15 protein-coding genes are annotated in these 16,594 nt (G+C 53.2%); 12 read left to right on the top strand and 3 right to left on the bottom strand.

Annotated features, from left to right (window positions below):
- The first annotated feature begins 3 nt into the window (after positions 1-3).
- The 3 genes from MRY86_RS22550 to MRY86_RS22540 are packed head-to-tail and all read left to right on the top strand — an operon-like array spanning position 4 to position 2,280.
- Positions 4-870: a fructosamine kinase family protein gene (locus tag MRY86_RS22550; protein ID WP_293563550.1), complete on the top strand. Its 867-nt coding sequence runs from the start codon at positions 4-6 to the stop codon at positions 868-870.
- Positions 870-1,301, top strand: a complete 432-nt coding sequence (locus MRY86_RS22545) for a thioesterase family protein (RefSeq protein WP_293571959.1) — start codon at positions 870-872, stop codon at positions 1,299-1,301. Before MRY86_RS22550 ends, MRY86_RS22545 begins: the two co-directional genes overlap by 1 nt.
- Complete coding sequence (locus MRY86_RS22540; protein WP_293563548.1) at positions 1,288-2,280, top strand: YihY/virulence factor BrkB family protein; 993 nt, start codon at positions 1,288-1,290, stop codon at positions 2,278-2,280. The genes MRY86_RS22545 and MRY86_RS22540 overlap by 14 nt, the downstream gene beginning before the upstream one ends.
- On the opposite strand, the gene MRY86_RS22535 is transcribed toward MRY86_RS22540, so the two are convergent.
- Entirely contained in the window at positions 2,281-3,432 is a 1,152-nt protein-coding gene (locus MRY86_RS22535; protein ID WP_293563547.1) for a PDZ domain-containing protein, read from the bottom strand. It lies immediately after the preceding gene.
- Between the two features lie 232 nt (positions 3,433-3,664).
- Between MRY86_RS22535 and MRY86_RS22530 the strand changes: the two genes are divergently transcribed.
- Positions 3,665-4,987, top strand: a complete 1,323-nt coding sequence (locus tag MRY86_RS22530; protein WP_293563546.1) for a serine hydrolase domain-containing protein — start codon at positions 3,665-3,667, stop codon at positions 4,985-4,987.
- Positions 4,988-5,000: 13 nt separating this feature from the next.
- On the opposite strand, the gene MRY86_RS22525 is transcribed toward MRY86_RS22530, so the two are convergent.
- Complete coding sequence (locus MRY86_RS22525) at positions 5,001-6,293, bottom strand: MFS transporter (RefSeq protein ID WP_293571958.1); 1,293 nt, start codon at positions 6,291-6,293, stop codon at positions 5,001-5,003.
- A gap of 128 nt (positions 6,294-6,421) precedes the next feature.
- Between MRY86_RS22525 and MRY86_RS22520 the strand changes: the two genes are divergently transcribed.
- From MRY86_RS22520 to MRY86_RS22485, 8 genes are read left to right on the top strand one after another with little or no spacing between them, the layout of a single operon-like run.
- The gene (locus MRY86_RS22520; RefSeq protein WP_293564108.1) at positions 6,422-7,450 is read left to right on the top strand and encodes a glutathione synthetase; all 1,029 of its coding nucleotides are present in this window, start codon (positions 6,422-6,424) and stop codon (positions 7,448-7,450) included.
- 21 nt (positions 7,451-7,471) lie between these two features.
- Positions 7,472-8,329, top strand: a complete 858-nt coding sequence (locus MRY86_RS22515; protein WP_293564109.1) for a mechanosensitive ion channel family protein — start codon at positions 7,472-7,474, stop codon at positions 8,327-8,329.
- Positions 8,330-8,386: 57 nt separating this feature from the next.
- Positions 8,387-9,058: a hypothetical protein gene (locus tag MRY86_RS22510; protein WP_293564110.1), complete on the top strand. Its 672-nt coding sequence runs from the start codon at positions 8,387-8,389 to the stop codon at positions 9,056-9,058.
- 6 nt (positions 9,059-9,064) lie between these two features.
- Entirely contained in the window at positions 9,065-10,108 is a 1,044-nt protein-coding gene (locus MRY86_RS22505; protein WP_293564111.1) for a hypothetical protein, read from the top strand.
- Between the two features lie 17 nt (positions 10,109-10,125).
- The gene (gene bglX, locus MRY86_RS22500) at positions 10,126-12,366 is read left to right on the top strand and encodes a beta-glucosidase BglX (RefSeq protein WP_293564112.1); all 2,241 of its coding nucleotides are present in this window, start codon (positions 10,126-10,128) and stop codon (positions 12,364-12,366) included.
- A 6-nt stretch (positions 12,367-12,372) separates the two neighbouring features.
- The gene (locus MRY86_RS22495) at positions 12,373-12,924 is read left to right on the top strand and encodes a DUF1697 domain-containing protein (protein WP_293564113.1); all 552 of its coding nucleotides are present in this window, start codon (positions 12,373-12,375) and stop codon (positions 12,922-12,924) included.
- 3 nt (positions 12,925-12,927) lie between these two features.
- Positions 12,928-13,914, top strand: a complete 987-nt coding sequence (locus MRY86_RS22490; protein ID WP_293564114.1) for an aldo/keto reductase — start codon at positions 12,928-12,930, stop codon at positions 13,912-13,914.
- A gap of 30 nt (positions 13,915-13,944) precedes the next feature.
- Entirely contained in the window at positions 13,945-14,436 is a 492-nt protein-coding gene (locus MRY86_RS22485; protein WP_293564115.1) for a gluconokinase, read from the top strand.
- A gap of 2 nt (positions 14,437-14,438) precedes the next feature.
- On the opposite strand, the gene MRY86_RS22480 is transcribed toward MRY86_RS22485, so the two are convergent.
- On the bottom strand, positions 14,439-16,565 hold the full coding sequence (locus MRY86_RS22480; protein WP_293564116.1) for a Tex family protein: 2,127 nt from the start codon (positions 16,563-16,565) through the stop codon (positions 14,439-14,441).
- Positions 16,566-16,594 lie beyond the last annotated feature (29 nt).

Genomic DNA, 16,594 nt, shown 5'->3' with positions numbered 1-16,594 from the left:
ATCTTGTTAACAGACCCTATCCTGCAAGTCTGTACTCAAGCTATCGGATCGCCAGTGGAGCGCAGCCGGCCGGTGAGTGGTGGGAGCATTAATGCTGCTTACCGCCTGGAAACCTCAAAGGGCCACTTCTTCCTGAAGGTCAATGATGCCCCTCAGGCCAGTGCCATGATGGCTGCTGATGCCTATGGTTTGCAACGGCTCGGGCAGGCGGGCCCGCTGCGTGTGCCGGAAGTGATCCGGCAGGGCAAGGTGGACGGGCAGAGCTACCTTTTGCTGGCGTTCGTTGAGGAAGGGCGTGCAACCCCTGCTTTTTGGCAAGTCTTTGGCGAAGGGCTGGCCAGGCTGCATCAGCATACCACCGACACCTTTGGGCTGGACCAGGACAACTTCATCGGTAGTTTGCCGCAGCGCAACCACGAGCATGCCAAATGGGCCGACTTTTACCGGGAGGAACGCCTCCGCCCGCAAGTCAGCAGGGCCGTACAGCAGAATTTGCTATGGCCGGGAGCAGAGGCGCAATTCAGCCGTTTGTACGAACGATTGCCCGATCTTTGCCCCCAAGAGCCACCTGCCCTGACGCATGGCGACCTTTGGAGCGGCAACTTTCTGACTGCCACCGATGGCACACCGGTCCTGATTGACCCGGCCGTGAGCTATGCCCACCGGGAGATGGACCTTGGTATGTCATTGCTGTTTGGCGGGTTTTCACCGGCATTCTACGAAGCCTACGAGCAGGCCTACCCTACCGCCCCCGGATTCAGAGAACGCGCCGGGCTTTACCAACTTTACTACTTATTGGTCCACGTCAATTTGTTTGGCCGCAGCTATACCGGCTCGGTGCAGGAAATTGTCAACCGATGGGCCCGTTAATGCACGACAAAAACATGTACAGCCACGAATTCAAAAAGCGGGTACGCTACGGCGAAACCGATCAGATGGGTTACCTCTACTATGGCAACTACCCGCAATACTACGAAATAGGCCGGGTGGAAATGCTGCGGTCGCTGGGCCTGACCTACAAAGCTATGGAAGAAGAGCAGGGCATACTGATGCCTGTCGTTTCCATGAACATCCGCTATGTACGGCCCGCCCATTACGACGAACTACTGACCATCCTTACAACGCTGCGGCAGCTACCCGACCGCTTCATCACTTTTCACATGGAGTTGTTCAATGAGCGCAGCAAGCTCGTCAACGGGGCTACCGTGAAGCTGTGCTTTGTGGATGCAGCGTCGGGCAAAACCATTCCGGCACCTGAAATGTTGGTCAAGCAATTGAAGCTTTACTTTGAAGAAACCTAAGATAGACATAGAAGCGATTCAGGAGTGGTTGTTCCACCTGCCCATCGTCAAGCAGGTGATAGAATGGTCACAGCACAACTCTTTACCGGGCTTTTTTAAAGTCCCGATATACGATGTATTGGTGTTCATTCAGAATGAGCTGAAGCGGAACGACCTTTTTACCCGGTCCTATGCCATTGCCTACAACTTCTTTCTTTCCATTTTCCCGTCCCTGATTGCATTCTTTACGCTTATCCCTATTTTCAAATGGGCATTGATACAATACTTACCAGAAGGAGAGAATTTTGATATTTATCTGCGTACGGAGATACAGCGCATCCTTCCCGGTGTGACGGGTGAACGCCTATTCTCCTTCGTGGACGACATCACCAACAACCCTCGGTTCGGGCTGCTCAGTATCGGTTTTATTTTTGCCATTTACTTTGCTTCCAATGGCATGATTGCACTGATGCGGGGCTTTGACAAGTCTTACAATAAAACCTTTAAAAGCCGGAATGCATTCCAGAAGCGCTTCATTGCTATAGGCCTGACTTTTCTGATTGGCGTATTGTTGATTGCGGCTGTGGTGCTGATCATCCTGGGCGAGTTCCTACTGGGGCTGCTGAATGACTTTATTCCTTTGGACAGCTTCACCAACATCACCATTCAGCTGCTGCGCTGGGTAGCGATTCTGCTGGTGTTTTACATGGGCATTGCCCTAATCTACCGTTATGGGGCGGCTGCCAAACGCCGGTTTGCCATCTTCTCGCCGGGGACTACGCTGGCGACTATTTTATGCATCATCTCATCTCTGGCCTTTTCTTTTTATGTCAATGAATTCAACACCTACAACGAACTTTACGGCTCACTAGGCGCCATCATTGCGCTGATGCTTTGGATACAAATCAACTCCCTCATCCTGCTCATTGGCTTTGAGCTGAATGCCAGCATTGCCGTCAACCGCGACCTAAAAAAGCGGATCCCGGCCAAAGAGGTGTGATTACTGCCGGATTTCTATCTTCCTGACCTGACTCTTCCCTCCCTGCGTAACCTCAAGGAAGTAATCATCGGAGCCATTCTTCAGAAGGTTGGTCCGGTCGCTAAAGGTGCCGGAGAAACTGCCCAGGTCGAAATCATAAACGACTCGCTTTTGGGTATTGAATACCTTTATACGAGTAGGGCCGCTGTCCGGCAGTTTGAAGCTCACCTCAAGCACCTCCTGATCAAAATCGGCACCAAAGTAAAAGTTACCGACCGCCAGGGACTGATCTGTTTTAAGATTAAGCCCATACTGCCGGTTAGCCTGTTGCACATCGTTTCGGTCCATGCTTTGACTCAGTAGCTTACGCCCGTTCCGGCCCTTAATGTAGGTATCGAAATACTTGTTCTCCTGCTTTTCGGTAGTACGTACAGTAGCGGTGGCCTTGTTTTCTTCATAAGCGCAACGCGACTGAATGGGATGGGAGCGTTCAACCCGGCCTTTGCCCCTCCAGGCTACAATTTCAATATCCGAGCCTACTTCCGTGTCGTTGATGGCGTAGGTCAGATCGGTCCAGTCCAGAATTTTATAGCCATTGATCCGCAGGATTTCATCTCCGTTTTCCAGCCCCATCTGATCAGCAGTGGAGCCCTCCACCACCTGAACGACGATCCCTTCCTTTTGAGGCGCTTTGCTCATTTTCATCACGCCCAGAAAAGGGTCCTGGCAGGGAGTAACCGAGATAATGCGGCGTTCTTCATTCCGGTTGCCGAAAATAATGTCCAGCCTCACCCGGTCAGTGCCCCGTTGCACGTATAATTTGGCCCGGTCGCCGGCATTATAGCGGTCGAGGATATCGGAAAGGGATTGCTCCGCCCCGGTTCGGTAGGCATCCACACCATAAATGTAATCCAGTGCCCGCAGCCCGGCCCGGTCTGCAGGTGTACCGGAAATCACTTTTCGAATATAGCTGCCGTACAGGTTTTCAAAGCCCAGTGCCCGGGCTTTCTCCGGCCCGATTGAATTCAGGTAAACGCCCAAGTAGGCGTCATTATCCGGCCCCATTGCCTGATAACGGTTGCTCAGACGGTATTGAGTGCCCTGAGCGTTTAGGGAGGCAAGGTGCAGCAGGCAGAAGGTCAATATAAATGAAAGGGCAGTGGCGGTTTTCATAGTTTTCTATGTTGTCTTTAATATTAAAAGACAGCGCCATTCATTTTAGGTTGCAAAGCGCTCACTTTCTGATTCTGCTGCAAAATCCAGTGTTTCATTTAAGCCTCGATTAAGAATGCTTCTAATGTCCTTAAGCTGTTTTGTCCCACTCTTAGGCACAGGCAAAGTATCACCTACACACCAAACAGCCACTGTTTCGCATCAACATAGTCTAAAACGACAAGCAGTGGAAATGAAGTACAGAGCCCTTTTACTAGGTTGTATACTGATTGGAGGCACCAGAGTTATCGCGCAGGACTGGACCGTAGCGCTCGATTCGGTTATGCACCTCCTTGCCGAAGAAGACTTTTTTGACGGACAAATACTGATTGCTGAAAAAGGCAAAGTGTTGTTCAATGAGGCCTATGGAGACCTGCACGTAGACGGAGAAAGTCAAACCCTAACTGAAGATACGGCCCTACCTGTGTTCTCTGTGGGCAAATCCTTAACCGCCCTATCGGTGATGCTCCTTGAAGCCGAAGGGAAGCTTCGGTATGAGGACCGTGTCCGCAAATTCATACCTGAGCTCCCGTACGAAAGTGTGACCATACGGCACCTGCTCACCATGACAAGCGGGCTGCCCCGCTTTTTAGAAACTGCGCTCAAACACGCAGACACCACTACGGTGATGAGCAATCCGGGCATTCTGGACCTTGTCGCGCGGCATCAGCCAGAAGCAGGTGCGCCGGGTGTCAACTTTCAGTACAATAACGCCAATTACATTCTGCTGGCTGTAATTGTGGAAAGCGTTTCAGGCCTTCCCTTCGGGACCTTTTTGGAAGAAAGGATTTTTCAGCCCATTGGGATGCGCCATACCCAAGAAACAGCGCCTTTTTTACCGGACAGCCTAAAAGGGAAGCCGATTACCGCAGACCATTTCTTCCGGCCCTATGGTACGGGGACGGTGGCTACTACAGCCACAGATTTATTCCTCTACGATCAGGCACTATATAACGGGCAACTTTTAAGTCAGGCACAATTACACGAAGGCTTTAAATGCATGAGGCTGAAAGACGGCACCTACAGCAACTATGGCTTCGGATGGCGGATCGTGAATTGCGATACGCTACGGGAGGTCTATCACGTAGGTGACGGCCCGGGCATGCGGGCAAGCTTTCAGCGCCAGTTAAGCGACCAGCAAACCCTCATTTATTTGCATGTGGGATCAAATGTTTACCATCAGGCGGTGTACGAGATAGTCCGGGCCATCCGCAAAGGGGAGCCCTACGTGTTGCCTCAAAAAAGATTAAGGTATAATATTGATACCGCCCTGTACGACAAGTATACCGGAAGCTACCTTTCCAATTTTGGGCTCATCCATATCTCCACTTCGGAGGGCAGGCTTTTCCTAAGGCCTGACGCGATTCCGGGTAAAGAGGAGCTCATCCCTTCCTCTGACACGACCTTCTACTTCAAAGGCCAGAACCTGTCCTGGGAGTTTTTCCTGAATGACGAGGAAGAGGTCGTCGGTTTTGGAATAGAAGGCGACCGGGAAAACATGGGCATTAAGCAATGAACACGGTGAACCGTCACCCCGGCGACAAACGTCCCCGGACCAACCGCACGGCCAGCAGCAAACAAACGATCATCAGGAACCCACTGCCGATGTAGGGGTATTGGTAGTGCAGCCCGTACAGCCAGCCCCCCAGAAATGGCCCCACGACCCTGCCCAGAGAACTAACTGACTGCCCGAGCCCCAGAATACGCCCCTGCTCTTTTTCCGAGGAGTTTTTAGATAACAGAGAGGTGATCGTAGGCGTCAGTGCACCATTCGCCAGCGCAATCAGTACGATGGCCAACAGCTCAAGAGGGATAAAATATTTAACTGGTACAAAGGGCAGAGACGTCAGCCCAAAGAACATCAGTACATACCCGGCAACCAGCAGAGTGCGGTCGCCGAAGGTCCTCGAAGCCCAGCCGACCAGTCCCCCCTGAACGATGGCCGTGATGACACCCAGGAAAGCAAAGGTATACCCCACCTGCTCTTCATTCAGCCCGTAGTGTTCCTCCCACAGCAACGTGACCGAGACCGTCATGAGCGAAAAGGCCGTGATGAAAATGAAATTAATGATCAACAGCTCACTGACCACCGGCTTGCCCAGCCCGTAACGGAAATCAGACAGCGGGTTCTCGAAGAGCGGCCCTTTCTCTGATTTGGGTTCGTCTAGGCTCTCTGACAACAGGAAGTAGGCCATCAGCAGATTGATAGCGGAAAGCGCGGCGGCAACGTAGCCCACGTATTCAATCCCAAAGTTACTTTTCAGAAAACCACCGAGGGGCGGCCCGAAAATAAAGCCCAACCCAAAGGCTGCACCGATAATCCCAAAGGCCTTCGCCCGCTTATCGGGCGGTGTAATATCACTGATATAAGCCTGGGCAGTGGAAATGTTTGCTGAGCCAATACCCGCAATAATACGAGCGGCAAAAAGCAGAAAAAGGCTGGCAGCGTGGGCAAAGATCACATACCCCAATCCGGTGATAAAAATACTGATGAGCAGGATGGGCTTCCGGCCTTTGCGGTCACTCAGATTCCCCCAAAAGGGGGCCACCAGAAACTGCATAAAGGAAAAACTCGCTGCTACCAGACCAATAACCATACCCGAAGCCCCCAATTCATTGGCATAAATTGGCAGGATAGGGATGATCAGCCCGAAGCCCAGCAGGTCTATAAAAATGGTGACAAACAGAACGAGTAGTGGCGATTGCTTCATGCATTTCCCTTTTGGTGAAAGGTACGGAATTTGAATCCGTTTGTAGGTTGATCCGTAACGAAACCCACTGCCCTTCCCGCTGAAAGAGCAGTGGTAAGGCAGGTTTGACAAAGGTATGGCAAAAGCGTTCTCCTGTTAATGCTGTACCCCAACTAATTCCTTGTGTTTTTTGCTTGCTTTTTTCCGGAAAGTAATACAATTTGACCCCGATTTGCGTGATCAATGCGCAAATGATAACAATGAACAGAAAACTAAGCGTGCTGGTCCTCACCGATCACCGCAACCACACGGAGCATAACTCCGTCTACGCCCTGTGCAGCGCCCTTCGCCGGCAATCGGGCATTGCTCACGTCCACGTGGCCAGCCGGGGCAATTCGGCTAATGCTGCTTTCTTCACTGATTACACTTCCACTCAGGTCCGCGCCTGGGCATTAGACGGGGAGATGCACTTTGACCATGCTGCCTATCGGTTTCAGCAGGAGACTGTTCCCGCCAACCTCAATGACTATGACTGGATATGGCTGCGGCTGCCTCACCCTATCCCCGAGGGCTTCTTTGAATTCCTTTGCTCCGTCTACCCCGAAAACCGCATCTTCAACCGCCCTTCAGGTATCGTGGAGACCAGCACCAAGGCTTTTCTGACCCAATTCCCGCAGTGGAGCCCGGATGTACAGCTCTGTCAGTCTATGGAAGATGTATGGGAAATGCAGTCGCGCTACCCTATCGTACTGAAGCCCCTGCACAGTTATGGCGGGCAAGGCATTCTCAAAATCAAAAATGGCAAAGTCTACAACGAGCCTAAACCCGTCAGCCTGCGGGCCTATCGGCATGTGCTGGAAACCGGGTTCGAACAGGGCGGCTTCCTCGGCATGCGCTTTCTGAAAAACGTCAAAAAGGGCGACAAACGTATAGTGGTCGTCAACGGGCGGATTTTAGGCGCGGTGCTCCGTATGCCCCCTAAGGGTTCCTGGCTCTGTAATGCAGCTCAGGGCGGACAGGCAGTGCTCTCCGAGCCCGACGAGCGGGAACGCCGGATGGCCCGTGAATTATCCAAGGGATTGCTGCCCAAAGGCATCGTGATGTTTGGCATGGACACCCTTGTCAACGATGATGGCCTAAGGGTCCTCTCTGAAGTCAATACCCTGAGCATAGGCGGTATCAAACCTATGGAAGACCTATCCGGGAAGCCCATGGTCAGGCGGGTTGCCCATCAGCTGTCCCGTTACATGCAGGCAGACACAACTCATCGGCAAACCGCAATGTTCTAAGGGTATCACAATTGATCGATTATGTCCTCTTTCAGTAAGGGAGGGTTGAAGGTCGCACTTCGCTCTCTGCTGCTTGCTGCGCTTATTGCTATTCGGATCAACCTGCCTGCCGCATCTTACCTGGATGATCCGTGGGCAGCCCATGCCAGCCTGGTGATGGGGTTCATCGTCTTCGCTCTGAGTGCCAGTCTGGCCGTAGCTATCCTGAGTTACCTGTACCGCCGCAATAAAAAACTCCCCTCCTCTAAAAATGATAACGTCTTATTAGGCTTACGCAACATCTATTATATCGTGCTCACTGGCGCGGCTATGATTACTATTCTGGGTTTCTGGAACATTGACCTGAAGACCCTTTTTACGACCCTGAGTATTGTAGCAGCTGCCATTGCCATCATCTCCAAAGACTATGTGTCGGAAATTATCAGCGGGATTATTATCAGCTTTTCCCGGGAAGTCACCATCGACGATTATGTGAAAATCGGAGAGCACAAGGGGAAAATTATAGATATCAACCTCACCAAAATTGCTCTGCTCAATGAAGACGATGATGTGATTTTCATCCCCAACAACAAAGTCTTCACTAGCGAAATCGTCAATTACACCCGGCGCGAAATCAAGAAGGTGAGCATCGAGTTTGAAGTCCTGACTGCTGCTATTGAGACTGTAGAGGAACTAGAATCAGACCTCATCCGGTCTATTCAGGAATACGAAGCACATATCGAGCCACAGAGCTACAACCTCAAGGTGGTAGACATCCGCAAAGACAGCGTAAGCCTGAAGTTCCAATACATTCTGCGCGAAATCAACCGGGAACTGGAACGGGAAATCCGCCGCAAAACGGTACGGCGGGTTGTCAACTATATCAAAAGCCCGGCCTGACTAATTGGGTTGAAATTTACCGGGAATTTCGTATTATGGGGGCGAAAAACCTAAGCAATGCCACGCCCCAACCTTCCTACGGCAAAATCCATCCGGTTTATCCTGGCTGATGGCCGGCTAAAAGAAGCCGTTGAGCGGTTACAGTTCAGTGCCGAACAACAGCAATGGTTGCCCGTGGCCTTTTCTGCCCGTCGGCTTCAGGCGGAGATCAGGGGGTTGGAAGGCGAACTCTGGCTGTCTTCAGAACAGCAGAGTGAGTCCACACATATAAAACGCGAGCAGCTCATGCAAAAAGCAATCAAGCTGCTCGACTTCTTCCGCAAATGGGAACAAGACCCGGACGGACAGGCCAAACTTTTTGATACAGAACACCGGGAGAAAGTCGATTTGTTCCTGCTAGGCATTAATGAACGCCGGAGCGGAAAAACTTCGAAAGCGATAAAGACCTTCACCAGCGTCATCCACAAAGAGCCAGCATTCACTGAGGCCTATATTGAACGGGCCGCCCTGCTCATGCAGCAGCGTAATCCCGACTGGGAACAAGCCCTGGAAGACCTGAATACGGCCCTTCGTATCTCGCCAAACCATCCTTTGGCCCTTACCAACCGAGGCTATCTGTATATCCACTTTTACCAGGATACACAACAGGCCTGCGCAGACTGGAAGGAAGTGCAAAACATGGGCTTCCCCATTGCTGACGCCTTATTAGAGAAGCATTGCAAAAACTGATAAACTATGCGACTACCCTTTTACCTCTTGCTCACGGCAGCCCTGCTACAGGCTTGCGGCGGTGGCAGTGGAGCCCCAACAGTAGCACCGGCTGGTCCGGTCACCATGGATGACCTGGCCCGGTATATCGTCACGGCTGAAAGCGACAAAGCCCTCGTGGTGAACAACGCCAGCCCATTCGGCAATCAGGCCATCAGGCGAACGGTCATTTCTTCTGCTGATGACTTACAGCGGGTAGGACAGATCAGTCCGAATGCCCGGCTGGCAATACGATTTTCTAAAACCGCTACGCCCGCTCAGATGCGGCAGTTTGCACAATATGGGAAAACAGCTTTGCGCAACCCAAGAAATGCAGCCGTACTCGGTGCCCTACTGGCTACTGGCGTAGTGGTGGGGTATGAGCTCCTGGAGGATGAAGACAGCGACACGCCGGTTCCGCTATCCCCTCAGCCGGGCACAGCGGTCGCTTACGCTGACATCAGCCAACTGGCAAGCAAAGAGGATATTATTAAAGGGCTACAAACTTTCAAGCTCCCCCGAAAAACCCTTGATGCCGTTTCTGCAGAACTTAGCCTTCCTGCCCAAACGCCAGGCTCGTCCATTGCTCAATCGCTTACCCTTTCCACGGACAAGCTGAACACCAAAGTTTTTCTGCCACCTGTTGCCAGTCCAGAAGCGCGCCTTCAGGAGGTTAATTTTTCCCGTTCTTTTCGGGATGGCACTTTTTACTTCAATATTTCGATTGCCGGGCAAATTACCAATCAAACCCGGACGATCGTGAAAGCCCGGTTTTTTGATCAGGCCGGCAACCCGCTGCTGAGCCCCGGCTCAGACTACCTTAACAATAGCGGCCAGGTGGAAGTCCGCCGGGAATTAATCGGTGTTATTTCAAGTAATAAATTTCACCAATTCCCGATCTCTAAGCCGCTGTCTCTATCTTTACCCATTAATGCTTTACCAGATTCAGAAAACATAAAGTGCCGGATTGAGGTACAGCATAAAAGTTCAGGAAAACTACTCGCCGCATCGGCTCTTTTACCAATTTCATAAAAAACCAGGTTACTTCTATGCAAAAGACACTCCTATCTATACTGGCGGCAGCATGGCTATGCGCTGCACAGGCACAAACCGACAATATGGATCAATTTATCGAGGACTTGCTCTCTAAAATGACGCTGGAGGAAAAGGTCGGGCAAATGAATCAGTACAGCGGTTTTTGGGAAGCCACAGGGCCTGCTCCTTCCGCTGGAAACGCCAAACGCAAATACGAAGACCTCCGCAATGGCAGGGTGGGTTCCGTGCTGAATGTACGGGGCGTAGAGGAAGTCCGGGCTATGCAAAAGCTGGTCGTTGAGGAGTCGCGCCTGGGCATTCCGCTGATTTTCGCTTCCGATATCATCCATGGCTACAAGACCCTGGCCCCCATCCCATTGGCAGAAGCCGCCAGCTGGGACCTTAAAGCCATTGAAGCCTCCGCCCGTATGGCTGCTACTGAAGCTTCAGCGACCGGCGTCAGCTGGACCTTTGCCCCCATGATGGACATCTCCCGTGATGCCCGCTGGGGCCGGGTCATGGAAGGCGGCGGGGAGGACACTTACCTCGGCAGTGCTATTGCTGCCGCGCGTATCCGGGGTTTTCAGGGCGAAGACCTCAGCGCCAACAACACTATCATGGCTTGCGCCAAACACTTTGCCGGCTACGGGTTTGCCCAGTCTGGCTTGGATTATTACACTGCAGACATCGGTACGGCAACCCTGCACAACACCGTCCTGCCCCCATTCCGGGCAGCCGTCGAGGCAGGCGTTGGCAGTTTTATGAATGGCTTTAACCTCCTCAACGGACAGCCGGTGACCGGCAGCAGCTACCTGCAACGGGATTTACTGAAAGGTAAGTGGGGCTTTGAAGGAGTAGTGGTCTCGGACTGGGCCTCCATTGCCGAGATGGAAGAACATGGCTATTCTGAAGACCTGAAGGCTGCGGCTAAGCAAGCTGTCACGGCAGGCTCCGATATAGATATGGAGTCCTACGCTTACATCAATCACCTACAGGATCTCGTGGAGTCTGGTGCCGTCAGTGAATCCCTGGTTGATGACGCTGTGCGCCGTATCCTTCGCGCCAAGTATATGCTGGGGCTGTTTGAAGACCCGTACCGGTACTGCAACGAGGAGCGGGAAGAAGCACTCCTCTACAATGAGGCTCATCAGGATGCCGTCCTGGATATGGCTAAGAAATCGATTGTGCTGCTCAAAAATGAAGGCAACCTGCTCCCCCTGAAAAAGGAAGGTCTTAAAATCACCCTGATCGGCCAGCTCGCCAATGACAAAACCAGTCCTCTCGGCAGCTGGCGCATCGGCTCCGATGATGGTACCGCTGTCTCCGTCTTAGAAGGGCTTTCTGCCTATGAAGGCAATGAAATCACCTTTGCAGAGGGGCCAAAGCTCTGGTCCAATGAACCCACTTTTGTGACCCCGGTGGAAGTCAACACCACCGACCGGACCGGTATGGCGGAAGCGATTGAGGCCGCTCAGAATGCCGATGTTGTCATCATGGTACTCGGCGAACATGGCTTTATGAGCGGAGAAGCCCGCAGCCGCACCGATATCAGCCTGCCCGGCCTGCAGCAGGAACTTTTGGAAAAAATCTACGAAAACAATCCCAACGTTGTGCTGGTGCTCAACAATGGCCGCCCGCTGACCATTCCATGGGCCGCAGAGCGCATCCCGGCTATCGTGGAAGCATGGCAGTTGGGTTCTCAAACCGGCCATGCCGTCGCCCAGGTGCTGTACGGCGACTACAACCCGAGTGGCAAGCTGCCAATGACCTTCCCCCGCAATCTCGGACAGGTCCCCATCCACTACAATATGCACAATACCGGCCGCCCCAATACTAAGGGAGATGTCTTTTACACCCACTACATCGACTCGCCCCTCAGCCCGCTTTTCCCATTTGGCTATGGGCTAAGCTATACTACCTTTGCCTACGATAACCTCCGGGCAAATCTACGCGGGCAGTCTGTAGAGGTAACGGTTAAGCTAACCAATACCGGCGACCGGGCCGGGGAAGAGGTTGTTCAGCTCTACATCCGGGACCGGGCAGCAAGCGTGGTACGCCCCACCAAGGAACTGAAAGGGTTTGAGAAGCTGATGCTGCAACCCGGCGAGAGCCGAACGGTTGCCTTCCGGCTGACGCCACAAGAGCTGGGCTTCTACATGCCTGATGGCCAATTTGTCACCGAGCCCGGCACTTTTGACATCATGGTGGGGCCGAACTCCAGCGACCTGCTGCAGACGATTATTGAGTGGAAATAACCAGCTATGCCGAAGTACATCGCTTTGCTGCGTGGCATTAATGTCAGCGGGCAAAAGAAAATCAAGATGGCTGACCTGCGGGTGCACCTCAGCGACCTGAAGCTGGGCGACGTGCAAACCTACATCCAAAGTGGGAATATTACGTTCGAAAGCCCGGCTGCCCCTGAGGGACACCTCGCTGCCACGATTAAGGGGAAAATCCTGGAAGCATACGGTTTTGAGGTCCCTACGCTGGTGGTCAGCTCAGAGGAGCTGCAACATGTGGCAGTGGGCAACCCATTTCCGCAAGCTGCGGCCGCTGATCCTGCCCGTATGTTGGTGACCTTTTTGGAGACTGTCCCGGAAGTGGAGGCGGCTAAGGCCTTTACCAGACTGTCCTTCCCCGATGAGCACTTCGAGCTTAAGGGCAAAGCCGTGTACTTGCACTGCCCAAAAGGGTACGGTCGTGCCAAACTCAACAACAACTTTATAGAACGCAAACTGAAAGTGCCCGCCACCACCCGCAACTGGAAAACCATCCTAAAGCTGCTAGAGATGACCGGGCAAGCACAACCTTGAATTATGCAATACAGAACCTTAGGAAAGACCGGATTCAACATCTCCACCATCAGCCTGGGCACCTGGCAGGTAGGCGGGAAATGGGGCAGCGGCTTCCACCACGATCTGGCACAGTCCATCCTTCGTAGCGCCATCGATCAGGGCGTCAACTTCATTGATACCGCCGATGTGTACGAAGCCGGTGAAAGTGAAAAAGCGGTAGGCAAAGCGGTCCGGGAATCCGACGAGCGCATCTACGTGGCCACCAAATGCGGCCGGCAGATCAATCCCCATGTCAGCGAGGGCTATACGCCAAAAGCGTTGCGGGGCTATGTAGAAGACTCCCTGAAACGCCTTGGCCTGGAGCAAATCGACCTCATACAGCTCCATTGCCCGCCCTGGGAAGTCTACTACCGGCCCGAAATTTTCGGTCTTTTTGAGGACCTCAAAGCAGAAGGCAAAATCGCGCACCTTGGCGTAAGCGTGGAAAAGGTGGAACAAGCGATGAAAGCACTGGAATATGACAACGTGGCCAGCGTGCAGATCATCTACAACATGTTCCGGCAGCGCCCGGAGGAGCACTTTTTCGGAGCGGCACAGGCCAAAAATGTTGGGATTATTGTACGTGTGCCCCTGGCCAGCGGGCTGCTAACCGGTAAGTTTTCCAAATCCTCCACCTTCGGAGCAGGCGACCACCGCCACGGTAACCGCAATGGGGAATGGTTTGACAAAGGGGAGACTTTCGCGGGCATCCCGTTTGAAACAGGGTTGGAAGCAGTAGACAAAATCGAAGGCTTTTTGCCGGAAGGCTACCCCCTCACCCATGCAGCTCTGCAATGGATTCTGCGCCGCCCGGAGGTGAGCACCATCATCCCCGGTGCATCTCGTGCCGAGCAAGTTGACAGCAACCTGGCGGCAGCCGAAGCAGCACCCCTGAGTGATGACGTACTAAAAAAGATACAGGGGCTTTACGAAGCGGATATCAAACCGCTTGTGCACCAACTTTGGTAGCCCTTTTGTTCTCAACACATTACTGAACCTATGAGCCAGGTCATCTACATCATGGGCGTCGCAGGAAGTGGGAAGTCAACCATTGGGCGGCAGTTTGCCGAAGCCACAGGCCTCCCCTTCTACGATGGGGACGATTTCCACCCCGATGCCAACGTCGAAAAGATGGCCGCCGGGCAGCCGCTGACGGACGAAGACCGGGCGGACTGGCTGGCAGCCATACACCGGTTCGTTGTCGAAAAGCTCGAAGCGGGGCAGTCCCTGGTGCTGGCCTGTTCTGCTCTCAAGGCCCGGTACAGAGCCACCCTCAGCGCCGGTATAGAAGCCCAAGCCACCTGGGTCTACCTGGAAGGCAGCTACGACCTGGTCAAATCCCGGATGGAAGCCCGCAAGGACCACTTCATGCCCCCGGCCCTGCTGCAATCTCAGTTTGATGCGCTTGAGCCGCCTGCTGATGCGGTGGTGTTAAGTATTGATGCGGCTCCGGAGGTATTGGTGGCGCGGTTGCGGGAGCGGGTGTTGTGATCCTACACCGCCTTCATTGACAACTGCACCCGCCCCCGCTTCAGATCCACGTCCATCACTTTGACCATAACCTCCTGATTCAGGGTGACCACATCGGCCGGATTTTTCACAAACTTGTTGGCGAGCTGACTGATGTGCACCAGGCCACTCTCCTTGATCCCTATATCCACAAAGGCACCAAAATTGGTGATGTTATTGACGATGCCCGGCACCACCATGCCGATTTCCAGGTCATTGATGGTATGAATATTGGCGAACTCAAAGGTTTTGGCGGTACCGCGCGGGTCGAGGCCCGGCTTTTCCAATTCCTTCATAATGTCGTTGAGTGTCGGCAGGCCTACCGTCTCAGATGTGTAGCGCCGCAGGTCGATCTGCTTCCGCAATTTTGGCTGATCGATCAGATCTTGTACCGTACAGCCCAGATCTTTGGCCATCTGCTCCACAATCGGGTACGTCTCCGGGTGCACAGCGGTATTGTCGAGTGGATGCTTGCCCTCCCGTATGCGCAGGAAGCCCGCCGCCTGTTCAAACGCCTTTTCCCCCATACGCGGCACTTTGAGCAACTGCCGGCGGGATTGGAAAGGCCCTTTTTCAGACCGGTAAGTCACGATATTTTTGGCTAGCGTTGGCCCCAGACCAGATACATAAGTAAGCAGGTGCTGACTGGCCGTATTCACGTTGATGCCCACGGAGTTCACCGCGCTTTCCACGACCTGATCCAGGCTTTCCTTTAACCGGGTCTGATTGACATCGTGCTGATACTGGCCTACGCCTATGCTTTTAGGGTCAATCTTAACGAGTTCCGCCAGCGGGTCCATCAGGCGGCGGCCAATAGAGACTGCGCCGCGCACGGTCACATCCTCATTCGGAAACTCCTCGCGTGCGATTTCAGAGGCGGAGTAAATGGACGCTCCGGCTTCATTAACTGAGAAAATATCCAGCTTCCGCCCGAAATCAGTTGCCTGGCAAAGGCTAAGGGTTTCCCGCCCCGCCGTACCATTGCCTACAGCAATCGCTTCTATTTCAAATTGCCGCACCAAATGCTTCAGAGTCTCCATCGCCTGATACTGATCCTTTTGAGGCGGGTGAGGATAAATGGCGGTATTGTCCAGCAGATTGCCACTTGCATCCAGCACCACCACTTTGCAGCCGGTACGGAAACCCGGGTCAATACCCAGGGTACGCTTTTGCCCCAGGGGAGCAGTCAGTAGCAACTGCCGGAGGTTGGTAGCAAATACGCCAATCGCTTCCTCATCAGCCTGTGCTTTGGAGAGGTTCCGGAATTCCGTTTCTATGCTTGGGCTCAGCAGGCGCTTGTAGCCATCCTGCACTGCCTCCTTCACCTGCCGGGCAGCACTGCCGTTGCCCTCAACGTACTTGCGTTCCAGGCGGTAAATGGTATCGTCTTCATCGGGCGTCACATACACCCGCAGTATACCTTCCTCCTCTCCCCGGCGGATAGCAAGCATACGGTGGGAAGGGCATTTCTTCAGCGGTTCCTCAAAATCGAAATAATCGCGGTACTTCGCGCCTTCCTCTTCTTTGCCACGCGCCACCTTAGAGCGGATGGTCGCCTCCCGGCGAAAGGCTGCCCGCACGAGATTACGGGCCTTTTCATCTTCATTTATCCATTCAGCAATGATATCCCGCGCGCCCTGCAAAGCTTCTTCCTCATTAGGCACCTCATCATTCAGGAAAGGCGCTGCGGCCCGCTCTGCATCCCGGTCCTGTTGCCGGAAGAGCTGCTCGGCCAATGGCTCCAATCCTTTTTCGCGAGCCACAGAAGCCCGGGTTTTGCGCTTTCGTTTATACGGCAGATAAAGGTCCTCCAGCGTAGTACTGTCGTAGGTCTGCTCAATGCGGCGGCGCAGGTCATCGGTGAGCTTGCCCTGCTCTTCAATAGCCGACAGGATGGTTTCCTTGCGTTTTTGGAGGTCTTCCAGTTGCTTGTGCTCCCGCTGTATTTCAGCAATCTGCACTTCATCAAGCGAGCCTGTGGCTTCCTTACGATAACGGGCAATGAAGGGGATGGTAGCCCCGTCCACTAAGAGCTCCAGGGTGTTTTTGACTTTGCGGATGGGCAGCCCGGTACGTTCGGCCACCAGTTTCAGGAGGATATCGGATATCATTCGGTATCGGTTTTTTGCGAAGGGCAAAT

This window comes from Phaeodactylibacter sp., from assembly GCF_022763345.1.
Lineage (GTDB): Bacteria > Bacteroidota > Bacteroidia > Chitinophagales > Saprospiraceae > Phaeodactylibacter.
This window is presented reverse-complemented; position numbering and strand designations above follow the sequence as displayed.